Genomic DNA, 20679 nt, shown 5'->3' with positions numbered 1-20679 from the left:
ACACATCCTTTTCCTTGCTTTGGCTGAAGGGGGGCTCGCAGGTGTCTTCTATAAAAAAGCTCTGACCGAAAACGCAAGCGCGTGTTTTTTGCAAGCAAAAAATGCAGAGAAGTGCAAGAAAAAATACATAGGCTTGCCAGCTCAAGACTTAAGGTTCCAGACCGGGGGAAGAGGACGGCTGGATCGCGGAGAGAGCGTTCCGCAGTCGATAGCTCTCTCCCGTAAAGGCCAGGATGTGGGCATGGTGAACCAAGCGATCCACCAGCGCAGCTGTCAAGCGGTTGTCCCCAAACACCCGATTCCACTGTCCAAATTCCAGATTCGACGTCACGATGACGCTTTTTCGCTCATAACAGTCGGCGATAATATGAAACAACAGCTCCGATCCTTGCTTTTGAAACGGCACATAGCCGAGTTCATCCAATATCAACAGTTCGCACGCATCGATGCTTCGTTTCAGCCGCCCGAGCGTGCCATTTTTCAATGCCTCTTCCAGCTGGGCGACGAGATCCGCGACGCGGAAAAACCGAACCTCATGGCCTTGTTGGCACGCCTGGATGCCGAGCGCTGTGGCGAGATGGGTTTTTCCTGTCCCGGGCGAGCCTAAAAGCAGAACGTTTTGCTTTCGCTCCAAAAAGCGAAGGTCACACAATTCCTTCTTCGATGTCGTGGTCGGCCAGTGGATGTGATCCGACCATTCGTAATCCTTCAGCCATTTCAACTCCCGAAACTTGGCTTTCTTGATCAGCCGGGCCTGTTTCGCCTGCTGGCGGCACGACAGCTCCAGCGCCAATACATCCCGCAAAAACTGTTCTTTCGTTTCGAACATCACCTCCTCGAATCGATCCGCGATATAGGCCAAATGCAGTGCTTTACAAATCTCTTTCACCTCTGCTCTCATCCCTGGACACCCCCTTCCCGAACAGGATGAAGACGTTGATCATACACCGTTAAGTCCGTTTCATAGTCGATCAGGACGGAAGGGGTGTACGATTCTTTCCACTTGGCCGGGTAATGGGATTGCTCGGCTTCCATCAACACCCCGATTTCATGAGGAGCCAAGTCCCATCGCTGACTCTCCTCGAGCCACTGGGCGATTTCATAAAGCGTGCAACGATCCAACAGCGCTCGCAGCCCTTTCAAACGGGCCGCCACCTGGGGCGGGGTGCCAGCCAGATACGTTCGGATCGCTTCCGGCAAGTACGCCCGGTATCGGGAATGCCCGACAACCCGGGGTTTGGTCTCCCACTCAGCGAAAATCTCTTTCCAAGGGATCTCGCGTTTCACGTTCGTATACGGCCTTGGCATCTCAAGATGTATGCCTCCGTCAGGAGAGAGCACAAAGAAACGATCCCACTCTTTTTTCACCAATACCCGGTTGGGGACGGACAGGCCATGGACGACGAACGCCTTCCCATCCACCATCACTTCTCCGTACTTATTCACGTAAGCGTGATCGAGGGAGAAGATCGGAAGATCTTGTTCCGGCAACGCCAACAGCTCCGGCCGCTCTTCCTGCCATAGCTCCTCTATCAACCGCCCCTTTTCATAATGAGGGCGGTTTCGGTCCTCGACCATCTTGCGATGCAGCCACTCCACCAGCTCCGGATCCGACTCGATCAACGGAGCCGGGACGAAACAAAGGTTGCGAGTGTAATAGACTTTTCGCTCCGCATTTCCTTTCTCATGTCCGCTGTATGGATTGCACACTTGTACATCAAACCGATAGTAGAGTTGAAATTTCTCAAAAGCCTCGGTGAATTGGCGTTCTCCCCCTTTTCGAATCGACACGATGGCCGCGGACAAATTGTCAATGCGCAATGCCTTTGGCACTCCCCCAGCCTGACGAAACAGCTGCGTCAACCCATGGAGGAAGCATTCACTGTTTTCCGCCGGCAGCGGATAAGCAAACGCAGCGTTGCTATACGGGAAGCTTACGATCAAAACCGATCGTTCTTCTTCCTTCCCCTCCTTCGTCACCACCGTCATCTTCCCGAAATCCACCTGCGCCTCGCCTGGCGGGTGCTCAAGTCGTTCATAGCGCTGTTCTTTCTCGAGTTTGAGCTGCGGTCTTCGTTTTTGCACGTACGCGCAAACGGTGCGATACGAGCCTTGAAATCCATGGTCACGACAAAGCGCTTCAAACATCGTCTTGTTCGTTCGCCGTTGTTTTCTCGGCAGCTTGGCATCCTCCTCCAACCAGTCATCAATGATTTGCCCGTATCCTTCTTCCTCCATCATCCCCTTTTTGCGTTTGATGGTTGGTTGGACAGAAATGCCGCCATCCGCGTATTTCTTGACCGTTCTCCAGTTATATCCCGTTTCGCGGGAAATTTCCGCAATCGATAACCCTTTCTTTTCACGCAGTTTTCTGATACGATTCATTTCGGGCATTGCCAGCATCCTTTCGCTCCTCCACTGTTTGGTTTATGTGTTCACAACTTCCACAGTAGAGGAAATGTTAGGGGCTGGCAAGCCTTTTTTCTTTGCCTTAGGCTCTGCACGTTTCGTTGCAGAACTCTGTATTTTTATTTTGCACTAAACAAGCGCGTCTTTGGTCAGAGCTTTCGTTATGAATCATTCCTCTATTCTTGCCACGATGGAGTCTCCTTCGACATCGATGCGGATCGCGCGCACGGGACTGCTTGCGTCAAGCAGGCAGTCGGCGATGTTGTCTTCGACATGCTCTTGGATGACGCGGCGGAGCGTGCGGGCGCCAAAGACCGGATGGTAGCCGAGCTCAGCCAGTTTTTCTTTCGCCGCTTCCGTCACTTCGAGTTCAATGCCTTGTTCGCGCATCGCTGCTTTGACGTCAGCGAGCATTAGGTCGACAATTTCGAGCAAGTGCTCTTTTTCGAGCGGCTTGAACTCAATGATGGCGTCGAAGCGGTTCAAGAACTCCGGCTTGAAGTAGGCGCTGAGCGAGTCAAGGACGCTCGTTTGCCCACTTGCTTCTTTTTCAAAGCCGACGGTGATTTTTTTGTCGGTCATGCCGGCGTTGCTTGTCGCGATGATGACCGTGTCTTTGAAGCTGACGGTGCGGCCTTGGCTGTCGGTTAAGCGGCCGTCTTCCAAAATTTGCAGGAAGATGTGCTGCACATCCGGGTGCGCTTTTTCAATCTCGTCAAGCAAGATGATGCTGTACGGATTGCGGCGCACTTTTTCCGTCAGCTGGCCGGCTTCTTCAAAGCCGACATAGCCTGGCGGTGAACCGATCAGCTTCGAGACCGAATGTTTCTCCATGTATTCGCTCATATCGAGGCGAATCATGGCGTCTTTTGTGCCAAACAGCTCCTCAGCGAGCGTTTTGGCGAGCTCCGTTTTCCCGACGCCGGTCGGGCCGACGAACAGGAACGAACCGATCGGGCGGTGTTTCGCTTTCAAGCCGGCGCGGCTGCGGCGGATCGCCTTGGCGACTTTTTTCACCGCTTCCGCTTGGCCGATCACTTTTTTCGCCAAGTTTTCTTCGAGATGTTTCATTTTTTCTTTTTCATCCGCTTGCAGTTTGCCGACCGGGATGCCAGTTTTTTCAGCAATGATTTGCTCGATGTCGGCGACGTCGACGACAGGGCGTTCTTGGGTGACGCCTTGCTCGAGTTGTTTCTCAAGCTTCAGCTCTTCATCGCGCAGTTTCGCCGCCAGCTCGTAGTTTTCCTCTTTCGCTGCTTGCTCTTTTTCTTTCGCGATTTGCATCAGCCGCTCTTGCAATTGTTTTTCGTCAGTTGGGCCGAGGCGCAAGTTCGCTTTCGAGCCGGCCTCGTCAAGCAAGTCGATCGCTTTGTCCGGGAGGAAGCGGTCTTGGATGTAGCGGTGCGCGAGTTTCACGCACGCTTCGATCGCTTCATCCGTGTAGCGGACATGATGGAATTGTTCGTATTTCGGCTGGATGCCTTTCAAGATGGCGATCGCTTCTTCCACGGTCGGCTCGTGGACGATGACCGGTTGGAAGCGGCGCTCAAGAGCCGCGTCTTTTTCAATTTGCCGGTACTCTTTCAATGTTGTCGCCCCGACGACTTGCAGCTCCCCGCGGGCAAGCGCCGGTTTCAAAATGTTCCCGGCGTCCATCGAGCCTTCAGCGGCGCCAGCGCCGACGAGCAGATGGATTTCGTCAATGAACAAGATGACGTTTTTCCGCTCTTGCAGTTCCGCGATGAGCCGTTTCATCCGCTCTTCAAACTGGCCGCGGATGCCGGTGTTGGCGACAAGCGAAGCGACATCAAGCAAGTACACTTCTTTGTTTAACAGTTTTTCCGGCACGTTCCCTTCGGCGATTTTCAGCGCGAGCCCTTCGACGATCGCCGTTTTTCCGACGCCCGGTTCCCCGATTAAGACCGGGTTGTTTTTGTTGCGGCGGTTTAAAATTTCGATAACGCGCTCAATTTCTTTGTCACGGCCGATGACCGGATCGATCAAGCCCGCTTTGGCCATTTGCGTCAAGTTGCGGCCAAACTGATCCAAAAATCCGCCGCTATGGCTTTGCGGGCGTTTCGCCATCGTTTCCGGCGAGCTCATCCCCGCGTTGGCGGCTGTGAACGGGCTAGTAAAGAAGTCATCAAACGAAAACGGCGAAAAGCCGAAGTTCATCATCGGAATCGACAATTGTTGTTTTTGTTTTTCATAGCATTCATGGCACAGGTGAAGTTGTTGTTTTTCACCGTTCCATTGCAAGTTGACAAACACCGTTGCTTCACGTTGTTGGCATGCTTGGCAACGCATGAGGCATACCCCCCCCCTTTTTTTTTGACTTTGACTTTCTTTGACTTTCTGACTTTATTATACTTTGACCTTTTTTGACTTTCAAGTGTTTTGTACAAAAAAATTGTGATAACGATGAAATGTTTTTGAAAAAATGGTGAATACTAATGTAGGTGCAAAAAAACTATGATAAAGTGAAAAACAGAAAAAGAGGCGGAAAAGGCTCGTCTCGGACAATGGGCGACTGAACGACGTTTATCATGAATTTTGAAGGAAAAAGGAGAAAGGTGAAGATGAGAAGATATGTTGGTTTCGCATTTGCCCTTGTGCTTTTTGGAATGATCATAGCCGCATGCACAAACAACAACAAGCAAGCGGAGACGCCGGCTGTGCTTGAAGTGAAAATCGATGTGCCGGATCATATCGATTTGAACAAACCGACCAAGCTCGCCTGTGTCGTGACGTATGGCGGCGAAAAAGTCGAGGATGCGAGCGAAGTGAAGTTTGAAGTATGGAAGCATGGGAGCGACGAGCGGGAAATGCTTGAAGCAAAGCATGACGGCGATGGCCGTTACTCGGTGGAAAAAACGTTTACCCAAGCGGGAACCTATTCGGTCGTCGCCCATGTGACGGCGCGCGACATGCATAACATGCCGAAAAAAGATATTATCGCCGGCAACCCGGAACAGGCGGCGACGGCTGACGGTGCGCGCGAACATTCCCAAGGCCGTGCTGAAGAACGCCATCATGGCGCCATCGCCATTTCGCTGTCGTCCCGTTCGTTCGAAGCCGGAAAACCGGCGGCATTGACCGTTCATCTCACCAAAGATGGGAAGCCGTTTACGAACGCCGCCGTTCGCTTTGAGATTTGGCAGGCGGACAACAAGCATGAATTTGTGGATGCGGATGAAAAAGGAAACGGCGAATACGAGGCTGTGGCCACGTTTGCCAACAAAGGAACGTATTCGGTGAAAGTGCATGTGGAAACAGATCAATTGCACGAACATCAAGTCAAACAGGTGACGGTTCAGTAACGAAGGATGCTGAGGAAGGCATCCTTTTTTTTGCCTATTCGTCTTTCCTGTCCGCTGCGGACATATATATGAAAGTGAAGCAGCGGACAAGGAGAAGGAGAGGGCAGTCAGTGAAGAAGAAAGCGGAATGGTCGGAAGCATGGCAAATCGCCGCTGTTTACGTCGGCACGGTGATTGGGGCGGGATTTGCGACTGGCAGGGAAATTATTGAATTTTTTACCCGCTACGGAACGGCTGGAACGGTCGGCGTATTGGTCAGCGGCGTTTTGTTCACATGGGGCGGCGCGCGCCTGATGGTGATGGCGCGCCGCCTTGGAGCTGCGTCATATGATGAATTGAATCGCTATTTGTTCGGAAGAATGTTGAGTCCGTTTGTGACGCTCGTGATGACGGTGATGATCGCGGGGGTGACGGCGGTGATGATTGCCGGGGCGGGCGCGGTGTTTGAAGAGCAGATTGGATGGCCGCGGCAGGCGGGGATTGCGCTGACGCTCAGTTTGGCGCTTTTTGTCATGTTGTTTGACCGCAAAGGGCTGTTTGGCGTCAACGTGTTAGTCGTGCCGATGATGATGATATTTAGCGCCACCGTATTGATCAAAATGGCGATGGTTGGCGACTTATGCCGACCGGATATGGTGGCATCGGATTATTCGCTTAAGGCGGTGTTGTCCCCGTTTTCCTATGCCGCGTTTAACTTGGCGATGGCTCAAGCGGTGCTTGTGCCTGTTGCCCGCGAGGCGACCAGTGAGCAAGCGGTGAAGCGCGGGGCGATGTTGGGTGGAGTGATATTGACAGGGTTGCTGCTTCTAAACCATATCGTGTTGCTATCATTTCCACAAAAGGATGATTACGACATTCCGATGGCCGAAGTGGTTCGTACGTTTTTTGCCATGCTGTATTGGTTGTATGTTGTAGTCATTTACGGAGAAATTTTTACCTCGGTCATCGGCGGCCTGTTTGGGCTTGCCCGTCAAGTGCGCGTTTGGGTGTCGATCGGCGGAAAATGGTTGGGCGTGCTGCTCGTGTTGTTGTTTGCGGCGGTCAGCCCGTTTCGTTATGGGGAGTTGTTATCATTTCTCTATCCACTGTTTGGCTACATGAGTCTTCTATTATTGTGGCTGCTTTGGCGCCGACGGCTGCCGCACCGATAAATCGGCCCTTTCGTTCCCTGACGTTTCTTTGGTGAAGGGGGGACGAAAGGGCTTTGTTTCGTTATGAGTGGAAGCGGGCGATCATTTTTTCTAAGTCGCGCGCTGCCGCAGCCAATGTGTCGGCTTCCCGTGCTAATTGGTGAAGGGCGAGCGCTTGTTGCTCAAGCCCAGCCGCTGTTTCTTGCACCATGTTTGAAAAATCAGCGGCGACGGTGCGTACGTCTTCCATCAGTCCGCCGAGCTGCTCGCCGTCGGCGGTGATGGCGTTGACGTATGATTCGTTTTGCTGAAGCAAGTCGTTCAGTTGGGCGAACATGCCTTGAAACGATGTGAACGTTTCCCCTGTTTTCCAAAGAGAGTCTTTCGTTTTTTCGACGTGGCGGCCGCTTCCTTGCATCGCATGCACGGCTGCTTTGAGCGCGTTCGTCATGGCATCGAGCGAGGCGAAAATTTCAGCGGCGAACACGTTTGTATCTTCAGCGAGCTTCCGCACTTCTTGGGCGACGATGGAAAAGCCGCGGCCCGCTTCACCTGCCCGCGCCGCTTCGATCGAGGCGTTGAGGGCGAGCAAGTTCGTTTGTTTGGCGATCGTGCGAATGGCGGCGATCATCTCATGAACGCGCGCTGCCTCATTGGCTGCTTTGTCGATGAGGGCAGTCATTTCGCCGATGCCGCGTTGCATCGTGTCCATGTTTGTTTTCGTTTCCTCAATGAGGCGGATGCCTTCTGCTGCTGACGACCAAGCGTCGCTTGCTTGTCTTACGACGCGTTCAACGGCATCCCGCATGAGTTGCACGCGCTCCACCATCTGCCGGATGACATCATCCGCTTGCTCGACGGCGGCCGTTTGTTGTTTCGCTCCTTCGCGGAACGTTTCGACGGCGGCGGCGATTTCGTCAAATGATTCAGAGAGGCGGCGCATTTCCATCTGTTGCTCATGGCTGACATCATGCACCGTTTTGGCCGCTTTGCCAAGCTCATTGATGATCGTGCGGATGCCGAGAATCATTTTGTTGATTTCGTAGGCGATTTGATGAAATTCATCTCGTTTTCCCGTCGTTTTCACTTCTGCCTGCAATTGACCCGAGGAGACAGTGCGGGCGACGCTGTACCAATGGCGAAGCTCGGCGGCAATGGCCCGATGCCAGGCGGCGCCAAGCCCAAGCCCAACCGCAGCGGCGCACAGCGCGGCGAAAACGGGCGGCGCCCCTGCGATGGAAGCGGCCAGTCCAACGGCTGCGGTCGCGACGGCGATGCTGGCGAACACCCATTGCAAATACGGACGGTGCATGAGCCGCCCCATCCGCAAGTTGATCCGCCTTCCGCCCGGCTCCGTCCAAAGGGGGCAGCTGGCGTCAATCAACACTTCGCCTGTATCGCGTTCGTACACTTGCAAGAGCGGCTCGTTCGTGCGGGCGGCAGCAAGCCCAACGGGGTCGGCAAACACCCGCCCTTCACGGAGGCGGTTCGTATGAACGAGCCCGTATCCGTTTTCATCGACGATGACGAAATATTCGTCATGTCCGAGACGGTCGTCTAAAAAGGCGCGGATGCGGTCGAGCTGCTCTTCAAGCGGGTGCGTTCGGTCGATTGACCGCAGCAGTGCTTCCGCCGTTGCCGTTGCTTTTTTTAACGCCTGTTTTGCCCGGCGCCGTTTTGTCAATTCGCTCATAGACGATTCTCCTTTTTTGTTTTTGTCTATCCTCAATAATATATAGAATATTTTGTCGAATCAATAGGATGAGAGGGGGATGCATAAAAATATCTATCGATTGGAAGACTATGCTGTAAACGGAAGAGCGAGGGGATGTCCGTGGGTTTGTTCATGTTTTGGAAAAAAAAGAAAAAACGCCCCCCGCAGCGGCCCATTTCGCAGCTTTGGGAAAAACTGCGGCAATCAAGCGACTTCGTTGAATTGTCGTTCATCGTTGGGGGGAAGGAGCTGTCGATTTACTATTTTGATTCGCTCGTCGATCCGCAAGTATTGCAAGAGCATATTCTTTGCCATTTGCAAAACGACATTCCCAAGCATCCGACCGTCCGATTGGAAGACTTGCAACAAATCGTGCCGATTCAGCGTATTGAGGTGAGCGAAGATGCAACGCTGATTGCAGAGAAGGTGCTGAAAGGATTTGTCGCCGTCAGTTTCCGCGAGCAACCGGGCAAAGCGGCGCTCATGAGCGCCGCGGCTGAAAATTTGGGGCTTCGGGAAAACAATGATTCGGAAAACGAATTCAGCGTCGTTGGGCCCAAAGTCGGATTTGTAGAAAATATCGGCGTCAACTTGCATCTCATCCGCCGGCAAGTGGTGACGCCCAATCTTGTGTTTCGGGAAATGTCGATTGGCTCGGTGTCGAAAACGAAAGTGGTCATCGCCTACATCGATGGTGTTGCTAATCCGGGAGTCATTCAAACGGTGACGCAGCGGCTTGAGTCCATTCATTTTGACGTCGTGTTTGACAACGCCATTTTGGATCAGCTGCTCGCTGACAATTCACGGACGCCGTTTCCTCTTTTTATCTCGACCGAGCGGATCGATCGAGCCATCTATGCGCTTGTGTCGGGGCAGGTGGCCATTTTTTGCGACGGTTCCCCGTATGCCGTGATCGGTCCGGCCGCTCTTTTCGATTTTTTTACGTCGCCGGAAGACTATTATTTGCCATGGGTGCTTGGTACGTTTTTCCGGCTCATCCGGTTTTTCGGCGTTGCCTTTTCGGTGTTGGCGTCGCCGATTTATGTCGCGGTGTTGACGTATCATTACGAAATGATCCCCGAAGATTTACTTGGTCCGATCATTTATTCACGCTCGAACGTGCCGTTTCCGCCTGTGCTCGAGGTGCTGTTTTTGGAGGTTACGATCGAGCTGTTGCGCGAAGCCGGGGCGCGGCTGCCGACGAAAGTCGCGCAAACGCTTGGGATTGTCGGCGGGATTGTCATTGGGCAGGCGACCGTTGATGCCGGACTGACGAGTACGATTTTGTTGATTGTCGTTGCCCTGGCAGCGCTCGCTTCGTTTACAACGCCGATTTTCAAAATGTCCAACACCATTCGGTTCATCCGGTTTCCATTCATTTTGTTCGCCGCTGGCTGGGGTGGGATCGGCATTATCTTTGCTGCGTGTGGGTTGCTCATTCATTTAGGGCGGTTGCAGTCGTTTGGCTATCCGTATTTGTTGCCGTTTTATCCACTTCGTGTTCGCAACTTCCGCGATACATTCGTTCGTTCGCCATACAGTGAGACGGCGGAGCGGCCGATGTTTCTTCGCCCGCGGTCACGGTTTCGCTATGATCCGAATGCGGCGAAGCAAAAACGCGATATTGATGAGTAAGGGGGATCATGATGAGGCATGGGCTTGCCTGGATCGGTGCGCTGCTGTTGCTTGGCGGCTGCGTCAGTTCGCGGCCGATTGACGAAATTCAAATTATCCAACAGATGGGGTATGATTTCGAAAACGGCCGCTACACGGGCACCGCAGTGTACCCGACGTTCAAGCAAGGGCCGATGACAAAGCCGAATATGCTGACGACGACGTCACCGACGATCTACGACTTGATTCCGCGCCTGTCATCGAAATCGGCGCTGCCGATTGAGGAAGGACAGTTGCGCCTTATTTTGTTCGGCAAGGAGTTTGCTAGGCGGGGGGTGACGCAAATTACGCACAGCCTCGCGCGCAACAACAAAGTCGGGAACCATTTGTTGCTTGGCGTAGCGGAAGAAAGCGCCAGGGAGCTGCTGAAAATCACGGCGAAAACGACGCTGAGCGATACGTTGTATTTGCCGAATCTTGTGGAGCAGAATGAGCAATCGATGAACTTGCCGAAAACGAATTTGCACTTGTTTTTGTATCGGTATTTTTCCCCAGGCAGCGATCCGTTTTTGCCGTATTTTGAGAAAAAAGGAGATTTCGTCAAGCTTGAAGGGGTCGCTTTGTTTCGCGACGACAAATATGTCGGTCATGTGAGTTTGCGTGATTCGTTTTTGATGAAAATTTTGCTCGGGGAAACGAAAAACGGCGTCTATCAGCTGAAGGTTGGGAATCGCGGAAAACAGGGCGAGGATCGGGTGATGCTGCAAAACTTGTGGGCGAAGCCGAAATATGAATGGAAGCGTGATGGAAGCCGTCATGTGCTTCACGTGTTCGTCCATATCCATGCGTCGGTGAGGGATTACCCGTCATGGCTCGATCAGCCGGGGGATGATTTGTTTGCTGATGTAAAGAAAAAGATGCAAAACGAATTGGAGCATAATATGCGCCGGTTATTCGGTTATTTTCAGAAAAAACGGATTGACCCGCTCGGCATTGGAGATTTTGTCCGCAGTGTGACAAGACATTGGGATTCCGACGCGTTTTACCGCGAATACCCGGATTTAGATATCCGCCCGCACGTCACGGTGGATATCGTCCATACAGGCATTGGCGAATAAGACGGGGAACATGAGGAGGGATTATGATGAAGCAGGCTATTCCGGAACGGTTTCTCATCTCCCCGTTTCTTGTGTTTTTTGTCATTCATGCTGCACAAGTTGGGGTCGGGGCACTCAATTTTCAGCGTCCGCTGATGAAAGAGGCGGGGCAGGATGCCTGGATGGCTGTCTTGTTGGCTGGGCTGGCGGCGCACGTGTTGATTTGGCTGATGTATCGGCTGTTGTCGCATTCTCCATCCGGCGGAGACTTGGTGTCGCTTCATCAACAGCACTTCGGGCGGTGGATCGGCGGGGTGCTGAGCCTTGGACTTCTTTTTTACTACGCGTTGGCGGCGTTTATGGTGCTTCAATCATACATTGAAATCATTAAAGTATGGGTGTTCCCGTTGATGGGGGCGTGGCAGTTCAGCCTTGTGTTTTTGCTGCTGACGTATTACGCCGTCTCGGGCGGGTTTCGCGTCGTTGTCGGCTTATGCGTTTGGGGGGTCGTGATTCCGCTGTTGACGATTTTTCCGATGGTTTTCTTTCCGCTTGAGTATGCTCAATACCGGAACTTATTGCCGGTGTTCGACCATTCGTTTGGGCAATTGGCAAAAGCATCGAAAGAGATGGTGCTACAATATTTAGGTTTTGAAATGCTGCTTATGTATTATCCGTTTTTAAAAAACGCTCCGTCCTCGCAAAAGTGGGCGCACGCTGCCAATGCCTTCACGATGTTCATTTATCTTGTTGTGATGTTGATTTCGATTGTGTTTTATAACAAAGAACAAATTCAGCATATTACATGGCCGACGCTGACGCTTGCCAAAATTCCGGAAGTGCCGTTTATCGAGCGGATGGAGTATATTGTCATCTCGGTTTACGTGCTCGTTGTGCTTCCGATCATTGCGGTCTCTGTTTGGGCGGCGACGCGCGTGATCAAACAGCTGTTTGTCGTTCAGCAACGCCGTTCGCTTCCAGTGTTGCTCGCTTGCTTGTTTGTCGGGACGCTGTTTTTCCAAGAGAAGACAGACATTGAGCGGTTGACGCAATGGACAGCGAAGGCAGGGTTTTATCTTGTCGCGGTGTATGTTCCGCTCCTGTATGTGTACGTATGGACGGCCGAAAAAGTGAAAAAGGCGCTACAACAAAAGCCATGATTATGGTATAGTAAATAAAGAAAACAGAAGAATCGCAATTCCGTACGGCTTGTACGGGAGAGGTTTCTAGCAAAACCCTCTATAAAAAACTAGGGACGGCTGTATCCTAGGGGTATGGCCTTTTTGTTTTGGAAACCTCTTCTTCTGCTGATTCAGAAGGAGGTTGATCATGATGAAGATGAGTGAAGAAAAGGCAGTCGTCGTCTTCAGCGGCGGCCAAGACAGCACGACGTGTTTGTTTTGGGCGAAAAAGCGGTTTGCGGAAGTCGAAGCGGTGACGTTTGACTACGGTCAGCGCCATCGTCGCGAAATTGACGTCGCGGCATCGATCGCCAACGAGCTTGGCGTCCGCCATACAGTGCTTGATTTGTCGCTTCTCGGGCAGTTGGCGCCGAATGCCTTGACGCGGCGCGACATCGCCATTGAACAAAAGGAAGGCGAGCTGCCGACGACGTTTGTGGACGGACGCAATTTATTGTTTTTATCATTCGCTGCCGTGTTTGCCAAACAGCGGGGCGCGCGGCATATCGTGACGGGAGTGTGCGAAACGGATTTCAGCGGCTATCCGGACTGCCGCGATGTGTTTATCAAATCATTGAACGTCACGCTGAATTTAGCGATGGATTACGAATTTGTCATTCATACGCCGCTCATGTGGCTGACGAAAGCGGAGACGTGGAAGTTTGCTGATGAGCTCGGGGCGCTCGAGTTCATTCGCACGAAGACGCTGACGTGCTATAACGGCATCATTGCCGACGGTTGTGGTGAATGTCCGGCGTGCGTGCTACGCAAGCGAGGGTTGGATGAATATTTGCGGAAAAAAGAGGGGGTGGAGGCGCGATGATGCACCAGCTTTATCCGCAAGTGATGCACCATTACCGCTATGAGCTGAACAAAGATATGCACATCGCCGCCGCCCATTTCATTCCGCACGAAGCGGCCGGGAGCTGCGCAAACGTGCACGGCCATACGTACATCGTCAATGTGACGGTCGCCGGCGATGAGCTCGATGAGAGCGGTTTTTTAGTCAACTTTCAAACGTTGAAAGAGCTCGTTCACCGCAAGCTCGACCATACGTTGCTCAACGATCATGGCGATTGGTTTGACGGTCACGACCCGAACCGGTTTCCGACGACGGAAGTGGTGGCGCGCACGATTTATGAAACGATTCAGCGCTATTTGGATGCGCTGCCGCACAAACCGACATGTTTGCAAGTGTTTGTCCGCGAAACGCCGACGAGCTACGTCGTCTACCGGCCGAAAGCGGGTGAGCGGTAATGGAACGCACGATTCCAGTGTTAGAAATTTTTGGTCCGACCATTCAAGGCGAAGGAATGGTGATCGGCCGAAAGACGATGTTTGTGCGCACCGCTGGCTGCGACTACCGCTGCCGCTGGTGCGATTCGGCGTTTACGTGGGACGGATCAGCGAAAGACGAGATCGAGCAGCTGACGGCAGACGAAATTTGGCGGCGGCTTGAAGCCATTGGCGGCCGCCGCTTCCGCCACGTGACGATTTCAGGTGGCAACCCGCTTCTGATTGCAGCTCTTGGGGAGCTCGTCGCGCTTCTTCATGAAAAAGGGATGCGGGTCGCGGTTGAAACGCAAGGGAGCCGCTGGCAGGATTGGCTGCTTGACATTGACGACGTCACCCTTTCTCCGAAGCCGCCAAGTTCGGGGATGGACACCGACTGGTCGGTGCTTGATCACATCATCGAACGGCTGCAGGCGGACCAAAGCCGGGCGCGGCGCATCAGTTTGAAAGTCGTCGTCTTTGATGACGCCGATTTGGCGTATGCCAAAGAGGTGCACCGCCGCTACCCAGGCGTTCCGTTTTATTTGCAGACAGGCAATGCCGATGCAGCGGATTCGGATGTGGATGCACTCCGCGCGAAGCTTCTCCGTCGGTTGGAATGGCTCGTGGAACAAGCTGCCGAGTCGGAGGAGCTGGCAGACGTCCACATCCTGCCGCAGCTGCATACGCTTCTTTGGGGAAACAAGCGCGGTGTGTAAAGCCGGGCGCGGCGGCTCACTTTGCATTGATCAAAAGGGAGGAATGAAGGAATGGCAGGAAGAAAAGAGGAAGAATTGAAAGACTTGACACTGCTCGGTCATCAAGGGACAACGTATTCGTTTACGTACAATCCCAATCTTCTTGAAGTGTTTGACAACAAACATCCTGACCGGGATTATTTCGTGAAGTTCAATTGTCCGGAGTTCACATCGCTATGTCCAAAAACCGGCCAGCCGGACTTCGCGACGATTTACATCAGCTACATCCCGGACAAAAAATGCGTCGAAAGCAAATCGTTGAAGCTGTATTTGTTCAGCTTCCGCAATCATGGCGACTTTCACGAAGACTGTGTCAACATCATTATGAACGATTTGATCAAAGTCATGGAACCGCGCTATATCGAAGTATGGGGCAAATTCACCCCGCGCGGCGGCATTTCCATCGATCCGTACTGCAACTGGGGGCGCCCGGGCACGAAATACGAAAAAATGGCGGAATACCGGCTACTCAATCATGATTTGTATCCAGAAAAAGTCGACAACCGCTAGAGATGAAAAAAGAGGTAGTTTTTTCGCTCCAACTCCTATATAATGGACAATGAATGTTTGCCTTGGAGGTTTTGGTGTTGGAGCGAAGAACAGCTCTTTTGCTTGGGGCGAGCGGTTTGGTCGGCGGAGAGTTGCTGAAGCTGTTGCTACAGTCGGATTTGTACCGCTGTGTGACGATTTTCGTCCGTGCTACGCTGCCGGTGGAACATGAAAAGCTGCAGCAAGTCGTCGTCGATTTTGCGCGCCTGGAATCGTACGAACGGCATTTTTATGTGGACGATGTGTTTTGCTGCCTCGGAACGACGCGGAAAAAGGCAAAAACGAAGCAGCAGTTCATTCAAGTCGATTATGAATATACGCTGCGTGCCGCGGCGCTGGCGGAAAAGTGCCGTGTGAAAAGCTTTTTGACCGTCTCTTCGGTTGGCGCCAACCCTTGTTCGCCGTTTTTCTACCAGCGAGTCAAAGGAGAGATGGAAGAAGCGCTGCAGCGGCTTTCCATCCCATCGCTTCATATTTTCCGCCCGTCGCTGCTCGTCGGCAAGCGCCGGGAGTTCCGCCTCGGCGAAGCGTTAGGCGGGTGGTTGTTATGCCGTCTTCCGTTTTTGTTCGTCGGCAAATGGAAAAAGTATAAGCCGGTTGACGCCCATCAGCTTGCTTTGGCGATGTTTTACCGGGCGGCGTCCGCAGCGAGCGGCGTCCATATCTATGAATGTGATGAACTCGCCCGCATTTCGTAACAAAAAAGAGGCTCTTGGCAGCCTCTTTTTTATTCGATGATCTTATAGTTTTTATGATTGACGACCGTTCGTTCTTGCAAATCGAGTTTACGATAGTTTTCCATATACGTTAAATCCACGATGACTGAGTTTTCATTCACCTTCTCCACAATGCCGCGCAGTCCATTTTTAAACTCGATAATATCTCCGACTTTCGCTTTTTTATTTGTCATCATCATTCCCCTTTTTCATCGTCTTTTGTTCTAGTTTGCCTTATTTTCCACTGCAAGTAAAGGGGGTTTTTTTCCTAAAAGGCTGGTGAAAAACAACTTTTTCCGCCAAATCGGTGATCTTCAACTGAGCTGATCATGGTTTATCAAAATCACCCGTGGCCTAAAACTAATAAAGAAAAAGCAGGAGCAGGCCTGCTCCCAACTTTACTTAGCAAAGACGTGGTTGCCGATGACGACGGTCACTGGACGCGAGCGCAGCCATTTGCTTTTCGCCGTTTTCGGATTATAGAAATAGAGCGAGCCGTTTCCTAAACCGCGAAAAGCAAGTGCTTCTTCAACGGCGCGGTATGATTCACGATCGGCCGGTTCGTTAATCGATCCGTTTGCGACCGGCGTGAATGCATAATGGCCGCCAGAGCGCTCATAAATGACGGCGCGGATCGTATCCGGAAAATCCGGATGGTCGACGCGGTTGAGCACGACCGTTGCTACAGCCACTTTCCCGGCGTACGGCTCCCCTTTCGCTTCGGCATGGACAAGGCGAGCGAGCAAATCTTTCTCCGCCGCCGTGATGCCGGCATCAGGGATGACGAGTTTTTCACCAGGATAGAGCCAATCGCCTTTGCGATTTGCCTGTTGCAGTTGTTTCAGCGGCACACCGTATTGTTTCGCGATGTTCCAAAGCGTGTCGCCGCGCTTGACGGTGTGGATCGTCGCCGCATCGGCATGGCTGGCAAAGAAAAATATGCCGCACAACATAGCCGTCACCCATGCTTTTGCTTGTTTCATCCACATCCCTCCTTTGTCTTGCAAACTCGCTACTAGAGTAACAAGGATCACGCCTTGAGTCATTATCGAAATGATGGAAAAAACGCGCGAGGCATTGGAATGACTAGTTTCATAGGGAGGGATGGAAAATTTTCCGTGAGCAAAAACACCCGGCTTCCAGGACGGAAAGCCGGGTGTGAAGACATGGGAACAGGAGCTTTTAGCTGCGTGGAGCATCCATATAGTGATAAATGACGTGGCCGCCGCGCTGGGCGATGCCGTGAAATCGTTTGAAGTCGGGCTGTTTGACGAGCACGGCGCGAAAAACAGGGAAATCCTCTTTTTTCACCAATAGTTCGGAGATGATTCCGTTGCGCAATTCATCGATTTGCTTGGCCGCCAGCGCCTCATCCATCACATGTCCCCCCAAGCATTGATTCGACATCGTCACCGTTATTTATCGTATCACAGACGCCTGTTGGGTTAAATACCTATATTTTGGCCGGGCAAACACCCTTTGCTTGTTCTGACATACAATATGGGTGGGTACGCGCCCCGAGAATATAAGCAAGAAAGGGAGAGAACAATGAATCATTGGGATCCGTATATGAATGGTCCATTTTCAACCTCTTCCGGCCATGACAATGAAGCCGGGTGGATGGATCATAACGTGCCGCCGATGGCTCCGCTATCGGCAACGACGCCAAATGAAGTGACGCCGACTCAAGTGATGCCGACGGCGTATTATCCACCGGTAGCACCTTATGGCTATTGGTGTCCACCGGTTGCGCCGCCAGCGCCGCTTGTCAGTCCGGTCCATCTTGACAGTCCAGACAGTCCGGACAGCTCCGATATGATGCCGCCGGCGCCGCCGCTCGGTTTAGGAGCCGGGCCGAATATGGCCCATGCTTCCGTTTGGTCGATGGGTGGGAAAGAAAACACGCCGCCGATGACGCCGGATGGCGCCGCTATTCCGTATGGCATGACGGCCCCGTATGCAGAGAACGTTCCCCCGGCTGGCAGCACGGCTCCCATGGCTGTTCCTGGCACGCTGTCTGGAATGGCTGCTGGTGCAACACCAGGTTTCGTTCCCGGCGCACATCCGTATGCACCGCTGTACTATGCACCGATGGCGCCGCCGTATGCCCCGGTGATGCCGTATGGCTATGGCTATCCTGCTGCGCTGCTGCCTCCATATTATGGCGGAGGAACCCCATATGCGCCTGGCTTTCCCATCTCGTATGGCCCCTATCGGTAAGATGCCAAAAAAGACCGCCGAATGGCGGTCTTTTTTGGCATCTTGAGCCGAGAAAACCCCCGCTTCCATGTGTGAGCGCAAGTAGGGGATGAATCGGTATCTTTCCTCATCCATCTTTTTCTTGCGTCAAAAGAACGAAAGGTATAAAATGGGAGTGTATAGAACAAATGTTCCTTGTTGTAAGAGGAAGGTTATGCATAAATCCTAACACTTTCGGTTGGATCCCACCCGAAAGCAAACGGAGCAAAGGAAGGGAGAAGAGATTGCACATGAGCATGGAACAGAAAACAGCCATTGTCACCGGCGGGGCGAACGGGATCGGCAAGGCGATCGCTAGAGCATTTGCAAAACAAGGAGCGAACGTCGCGATCATCGACCGCGATGTCCAAAACGGTGAAGCGATCGCCGCACAATTGCAGTCGGACGGATTCAAGGCGATCTTTGTGGCGGCGGATGTGCGGAAGGTGGATGATATTGAACGGTTTGTACGAGAAGCTGCCGGACGCTTCGGCCGCATTGACTATTTGATCAACAATGCTGGCGTCTCGCGCTGGAAGTCGCCGTATGAGCTGACGGTTGAGGAGTGGGATGACGTACTGTCAACGAATTTGCGCAGCGCTTTTTTTGCTTCTCGGGAAGCAGCGAAATATATGCGCCGCAATGCCAAAGGCGGAGCCATCGTCAACATTGCCTCGACAAGGGCGCTCATGTCCGAGCCGAATTCCGAGGCGTACGCTGCATCAAAAGGAGGCCTTGTCGCTTTGACCCACGCGCTGGCGGTGTCGTTTGCGGATGATCGCATTCGCGTCAATGTCATCAGCCCCGGTTGGATTGAAACGGGCGATTATGGGCAACTGCGAGACATTGACCACCGGCAGCACCCGGCCGGCCGCGTCGGCAAACCGGACGATATCGCCCGCGCTTGTCTGTATTTATGCGATGAGGAAAACGATTTTATCACTGGGGCAAATTTGGTCATCGACGGGGGAATGACAAGGAAAATGATTTATATTGAGTAGGGAGCGGGCGGTTTGTTAAAATAAACAAAATGGAGACGGTTTTAAGGAAGAAGGTGGGACGGAAAAATGAAAATCCGCAAAACGCCGGTGATGGACGGACAAGTTCCGGCTAATGTCTACATTTACGAAAATCGAAAAGAAGAATATATCGTGATTGCCATTCCGGCGCTTGAGTGGTCATTTTCGTTCGCCTATGAGGAAGAGGCGGAGGCGGTGGCCGAGCGGCTTGAGGCATCGCTCAAAAAGCGGCTTGACCATGAGCGCGCCGCCCTCTTGACCGTGCGGCTGCTCGGCTGGGCACGGGAAATGTAGTCTAAAGGGCGGCCGTGGCCGCCCAGCGATTTTGCGTGTTAGGGGTTCGATGACAACGTGGTCAACAAAACAAAAGTAATCGCAGTATATATCATAGGCAGCATTGTATGGATTGCCGCCACCGACACCCTGCTCAATATGTTGTCGATCAGCCGCGATGTATATATGGCGCTTGGCGCCGCCAAAGGGGCCGTGTTTATTTTGCTCTCGTCCATTTTTTTGTACCAGCTGTTAAAAAAGCGCGAGCAGCTGGAAAAGACAGAGGAAAATGAACAGCAGCTGCTTACGCTTATCAATTCGATGCCAGATTTCGTTTGCTTTAAAGACAGCGAGGGGCGATGGCTGCGCGTCAACGATTTCGGCCGACGGCTGTACCGCCTCGAACAGATCGATTATATCGGGAAGACGGACCGCGAGCTTGGCGAGCTTGTTCCGTTTTTTAAAGAAGCGTTTGCACAGTGCATGGCATCAGACCGCGAGGCGTGGGAGAGCGGAAAGGTGACGCGCCGCGAGGAGTCGTTTGCGACGACGGATGGGGAAGTAAAGACGTTTGACGTCATTAAAGTGCCGCTCTTTGACGAAACCGGAGCGCGCAAAGGGTTGTTAACGATCGGCCGCGACATTACCCAGCAAAAGCTGGCCGAGGAGCTGCTCTTGAAAAAAGAAAAGCTGTCCGTCCTTGGCGAGCTGGCCGCCGGCATTGCTCATGAAATCCGCAATCCGCTCACCTCCATGAAAGGATTTATTCAGATGATGCAAGAAACGCGCGAAGTGAATGATCATTATATGCGCATCATGTTGAGTGAACTCGGCCGCATCAACCAAATTGTCAGCGAGCTGCTGGTGCTCGCCAAGCCGCAAAGCCACGATTATCGGCCGTTTTTGTTGAGCGAGGTCCTTTCGTATGTCATCAGCTTGATTGGCCATGAGGCGATGTTGAACAACGTTTCCATTTCCGTCCATAACACCGCTCCGAAAGCTTGCGTGTACGGCGATCAAAACCAAATTGTTCAAGTATTGTTGAACGTTATGAAAAATGCCATCGAAGCGATGCCGAATGGCGGCAATTTACACGTCCGCGTTGCGGAAGCGGACGGGAAGATCTATGTCGATGTGGCCGACACCGGCATTGGCATTTCAAAAGAACGGCTTCAGAAAATCGGCGAACCGTTTTTCACCTTAAAGGAAAAAGGAATGGGTCTCGGATTGACAACGAGCATGAAAATCGTTCAAGAGCACAAAGGAACGATGCGGATCGAAAGCGAGGTCGGGAAGGGAACGACTGTTCATTTGACGTTTCCGTCCAGCGCGGCAAACGTGTGAGAAAAAGGTCGCTGGTATAAGAGGAATGCGGGCGTTCCTGCGTGA

General features: G+C 52.5%; 21 protein-coding genes. 14 read left to right on the top strand and 7 right to left on the bottom strand.

Going from position 1 to position 20679, the window contains the following annotated elements:
- Positions 1–148 precede the first annotated feature (148 nt).
- From istB to BJQ97_RS12450, 3 genes are all read right to left on the bottom strand, one after another.
- Positions 149–901, bottom strand: a complete 753-nt coding sequence (gene istB / locus BJQ97_RS12460) for an IS21-like element helper ATPase IstB (RefSeq protein ID WP_021322668.1) — start codon at positions 899–901, stop codon at positions 149–151.
- Entirely contained in the window at positions 898–2403 is a 1506-nt protein-coding gene (gene istA / locus BJQ97_RS12455; protein WP_160155207.1) for an IS21 family transposase, read from the bottom strand. Before istA ends, istB begins: the two co-directional genes overlap by 4 nt.
- Positions 2404–2577: 174 nt before the next feature.
- Positions 2578–4716, bottom strand: coding sequence for an ATP-dependent Clp protease ATP-binding subunit (locus BJQ97_RS12450; RefSeq protein WP_160156824.1), 2139 nt, complete (start codon positions 4714–4716; stop codon positions 2578–2580).
- Between the two features lie 272 nt (positions 4717–4988).
- On the opposite strand from BJQ97_RS12450, the gene BJQ97_RS12445 reads away from it, so the two are divergent.
- Positions 4989–5729, top strand: coding sequence for a FixH family protein (locus BJQ97_RS12445; protein ID WP_160156823.1), 741 nt, complete (start codon positions 4989–4991; stop codon positions 5727–5729).
- 110 nt (positions 5730–5839) lie between these two features.
- A complete protein-coding gene (locus tag BJQ97_RS12440; protein WP_160156822.1) occupies positions 5840–6880 on the top strand; it encodes a YkvI family membrane protein in 1041 nt (346 codons plus the stop codon).
- A gap of 61 nt (positions 6881–6941) precedes the next feature.
- Here BJQ97_RS12440 and BJQ97_RS12435 read toward each other — a convergent pair whose 3' ends face one another.
- On the bottom strand, positions 6942–8552 hold the full coding sequence (locus BJQ97_RS12435; RefSeq protein WP_160156821.1) for a methyl-accepting chemotaxis protein: 1611 nt from the start codon (positions 8550–8552) through the stop codon (positions 6942–6944).
- A gap of 141 nt (positions 8553–8693) precedes the next feature.
- Here BJQ97_RS12435 and BJQ97_RS12430 point away from each other — a divergent pair, with 141 nt between their 5' ends.
- From BJQ97_RS12430 to BJQ97_RS12395, 8 genes are all read left to right on the top strand, one after another.
- Positions 8694–10208, top strand: coding sequence for a spore germination protein (locus tag BJQ97_RS12430; RefSeq protein WP_160156820.1), 1515 nt, complete (start codon positions 8694–8696; stop codon positions 10206–10208).
- 11 nt (positions 10209–10219) lie between these two features.
- Complete coding sequence (locus BJQ97_RS12425) at positions 10220–11305, top strand: Ger(x)C family spore germination protein (protein WP_160156819.1); 1086 nt, start codon at positions 10220–10222, stop codon at positions 11303–11305.
- 26 nt (positions 11306–11331) lie between these two features.
- A complete protein-coding gene (locus BJQ97_RS12420) occupies positions 11332–12444 on the top strand; it encodes a GerAB/ArcD/ProY family transporter (RefSeq protein WP_160156818.1) in 1113 nt (370 codons plus the stop codon).
- 178 nt (positions 12445–12622) lie between these two features.
- A complete protein-coding gene (queC, locus tag BJQ97_RS12415) occupies positions 12623–13288 on the top strand; it encodes a 7-cyano-7-deazaguanine synthase QueC (protein ID WP_201451734.1) in 666 nt (221 codons plus the stop codon).
- Positions 13285–13722: a 6-carboxytetrahydropterin synthase QueD gene (gene queD / locus BJQ97_RS12410; protein WP_160156817.1), complete on the top strand. Its 438-nt coding sequence runs from the start codon at positions 13285–13287 to the stop codon at positions 13720–13722. Before queC ends, queD begins: the two co-directional genes overlap by 4 nt.
- Positions 13722–14456 (top strand): 7-carboxy-7-deazaguanine synthase QueE, encoded by a 735-nt coding sequence (queE, locus tag BJQ97_RS12405; RefSeq protein WP_160156816.1) that lies wholly within the window; start codon positions 13722–13724, stop codon positions 14454–14456. The genes queD and queE overlap by 1 nt, the downstream gene beginning before the upstream one ends.
- Positions 14457–14507: 51 nt before the next feature.
- Positions 14508–15005 carry a preQ(1) synthase gene (queF, locus tag BJQ97_RS12400; RefSeq protein WP_025948364.1) on the top strand — a complete coding sequence of 166 codons (498 nt, stop codon included), beginning with the start codon at positions 14508–14510 and terminating at the stop codon, positions 15003–15005.
- 53 nt (positions 15006–15058) lie between these two features.
- The gene (locus BJQ97_RS12395; RefSeq protein ID WP_160156815.1) at positions 15059–15742 is read left to right on the top strand and encodes an NAD-dependent epimerase/dehydratase family protein; all 684 of its coding nucleotides are present in this window, start codon (positions 15059–15061) and stop codon (positions 15740–15742) included.
- A gap of 29 nt (positions 15743–15771) precedes the next feature.
- Here BJQ97_RS12395 and BJQ97_RS12390 read toward each other — a convergent pair whose 3' ends face one another.
- The 3 genes from BJQ97_RS12390 to BJQ97_RS12380 form a co-directional block, all read right to left on the bottom strand.
- Positions 15772–15954, bottom strand: a complete 183-nt coding sequence (locus BJQ97_RS12390) for a YkvS family protein (protein WP_160156814.1) — start codon at positions 15952–15954, stop codon at positions 15772–15774.
- Between the two features lie 204 nt (positions 15955–16158).
- Positions 16159–16743: a cell wall hydrolase gene (locus BJQ97_RS12385; protein WP_160156813.1), complete on the bottom strand. Its 585-nt coding sequence runs from the start codon at positions 16741–16743 to the stop codon at positions 16159–16161.
- Positions 16744–16942: 199 nt separating this feature from the next.
- Positions 16943–17137 (bottom strand): abortive phage infection protein, encoded by a 195-nt coding sequence (locus BJQ97_RS12380; RefSeq protein ID WP_160156812.1) that lies wholly within the window; start codon positions 17135–17137, stop codon positions 16943–16945.
- A 171-nt stretch (positions 17138–17308) separates the two neighbouring features.
- Between BJQ97_RS12380 and BJQ97_RS12375 the strand changes: the two genes are divergently transcribed.
- From BJQ97_RS12375 to BJQ97_RS12360, 4 genes are all read left to right on the top strand, one after another.
- On the top strand, positions 17309–17980 hold the full coding sequence (locus BJQ97_RS12375) for a hypothetical protein (RefSeq protein WP_160156811.1): 672 nt from the start codon (positions 17309–17311) through the stop codon (positions 17978–17980).
- 269 nt (positions 17981–18249) lie between these two features.
- A complete protein-coding gene (locus BJQ97_RS12370) occupies positions 18250–18999 on the top strand; it encodes an SDR family NAD(P)-dependent oxidoreductase (protein ID WP_160156810.1) in 750 nt (249 codons plus the stop codon).
- Between the two features lie 66 nt (positions 19000–19065).
- Positions 19066–19311, top strand: a complete 246-nt coding sequence (locus BJQ97_RS12365; RefSeq protein WP_160156809.1) for a YueH family protein — start codon at positions 19066–19068, stop codon at positions 19309–19311.
- Between the two features lie 57 nt (positions 19312–19368).
- Positions 19369–20634 carry an ATP-binding protein gene (locus BJQ97_RS12360; protein ID WP_160156808.1) on the top strand — a complete coding sequence of 422 codons (1266 nt, stop codon included), beginning with the start codon at positions 19369–19371 and terminating at the stop codon, positions 20632–20634.
- Positions 20635–20679 lie beyond the last annotated feature (45 nt).

It is taken from the genome of Geobacillus sp. TFV-3 (assembly GCF_009901865.1).
Taxonomy (GTDB): domain Bacteria; phylum Bacillota; class Bacilli; order Bacillales; family Anoxybacillaceae; genus Geobacillus; species Geobacillus thermoleovorans_A.
This window is presented reverse-complemented; position numbering and strand designations above follow the sequence as displayed.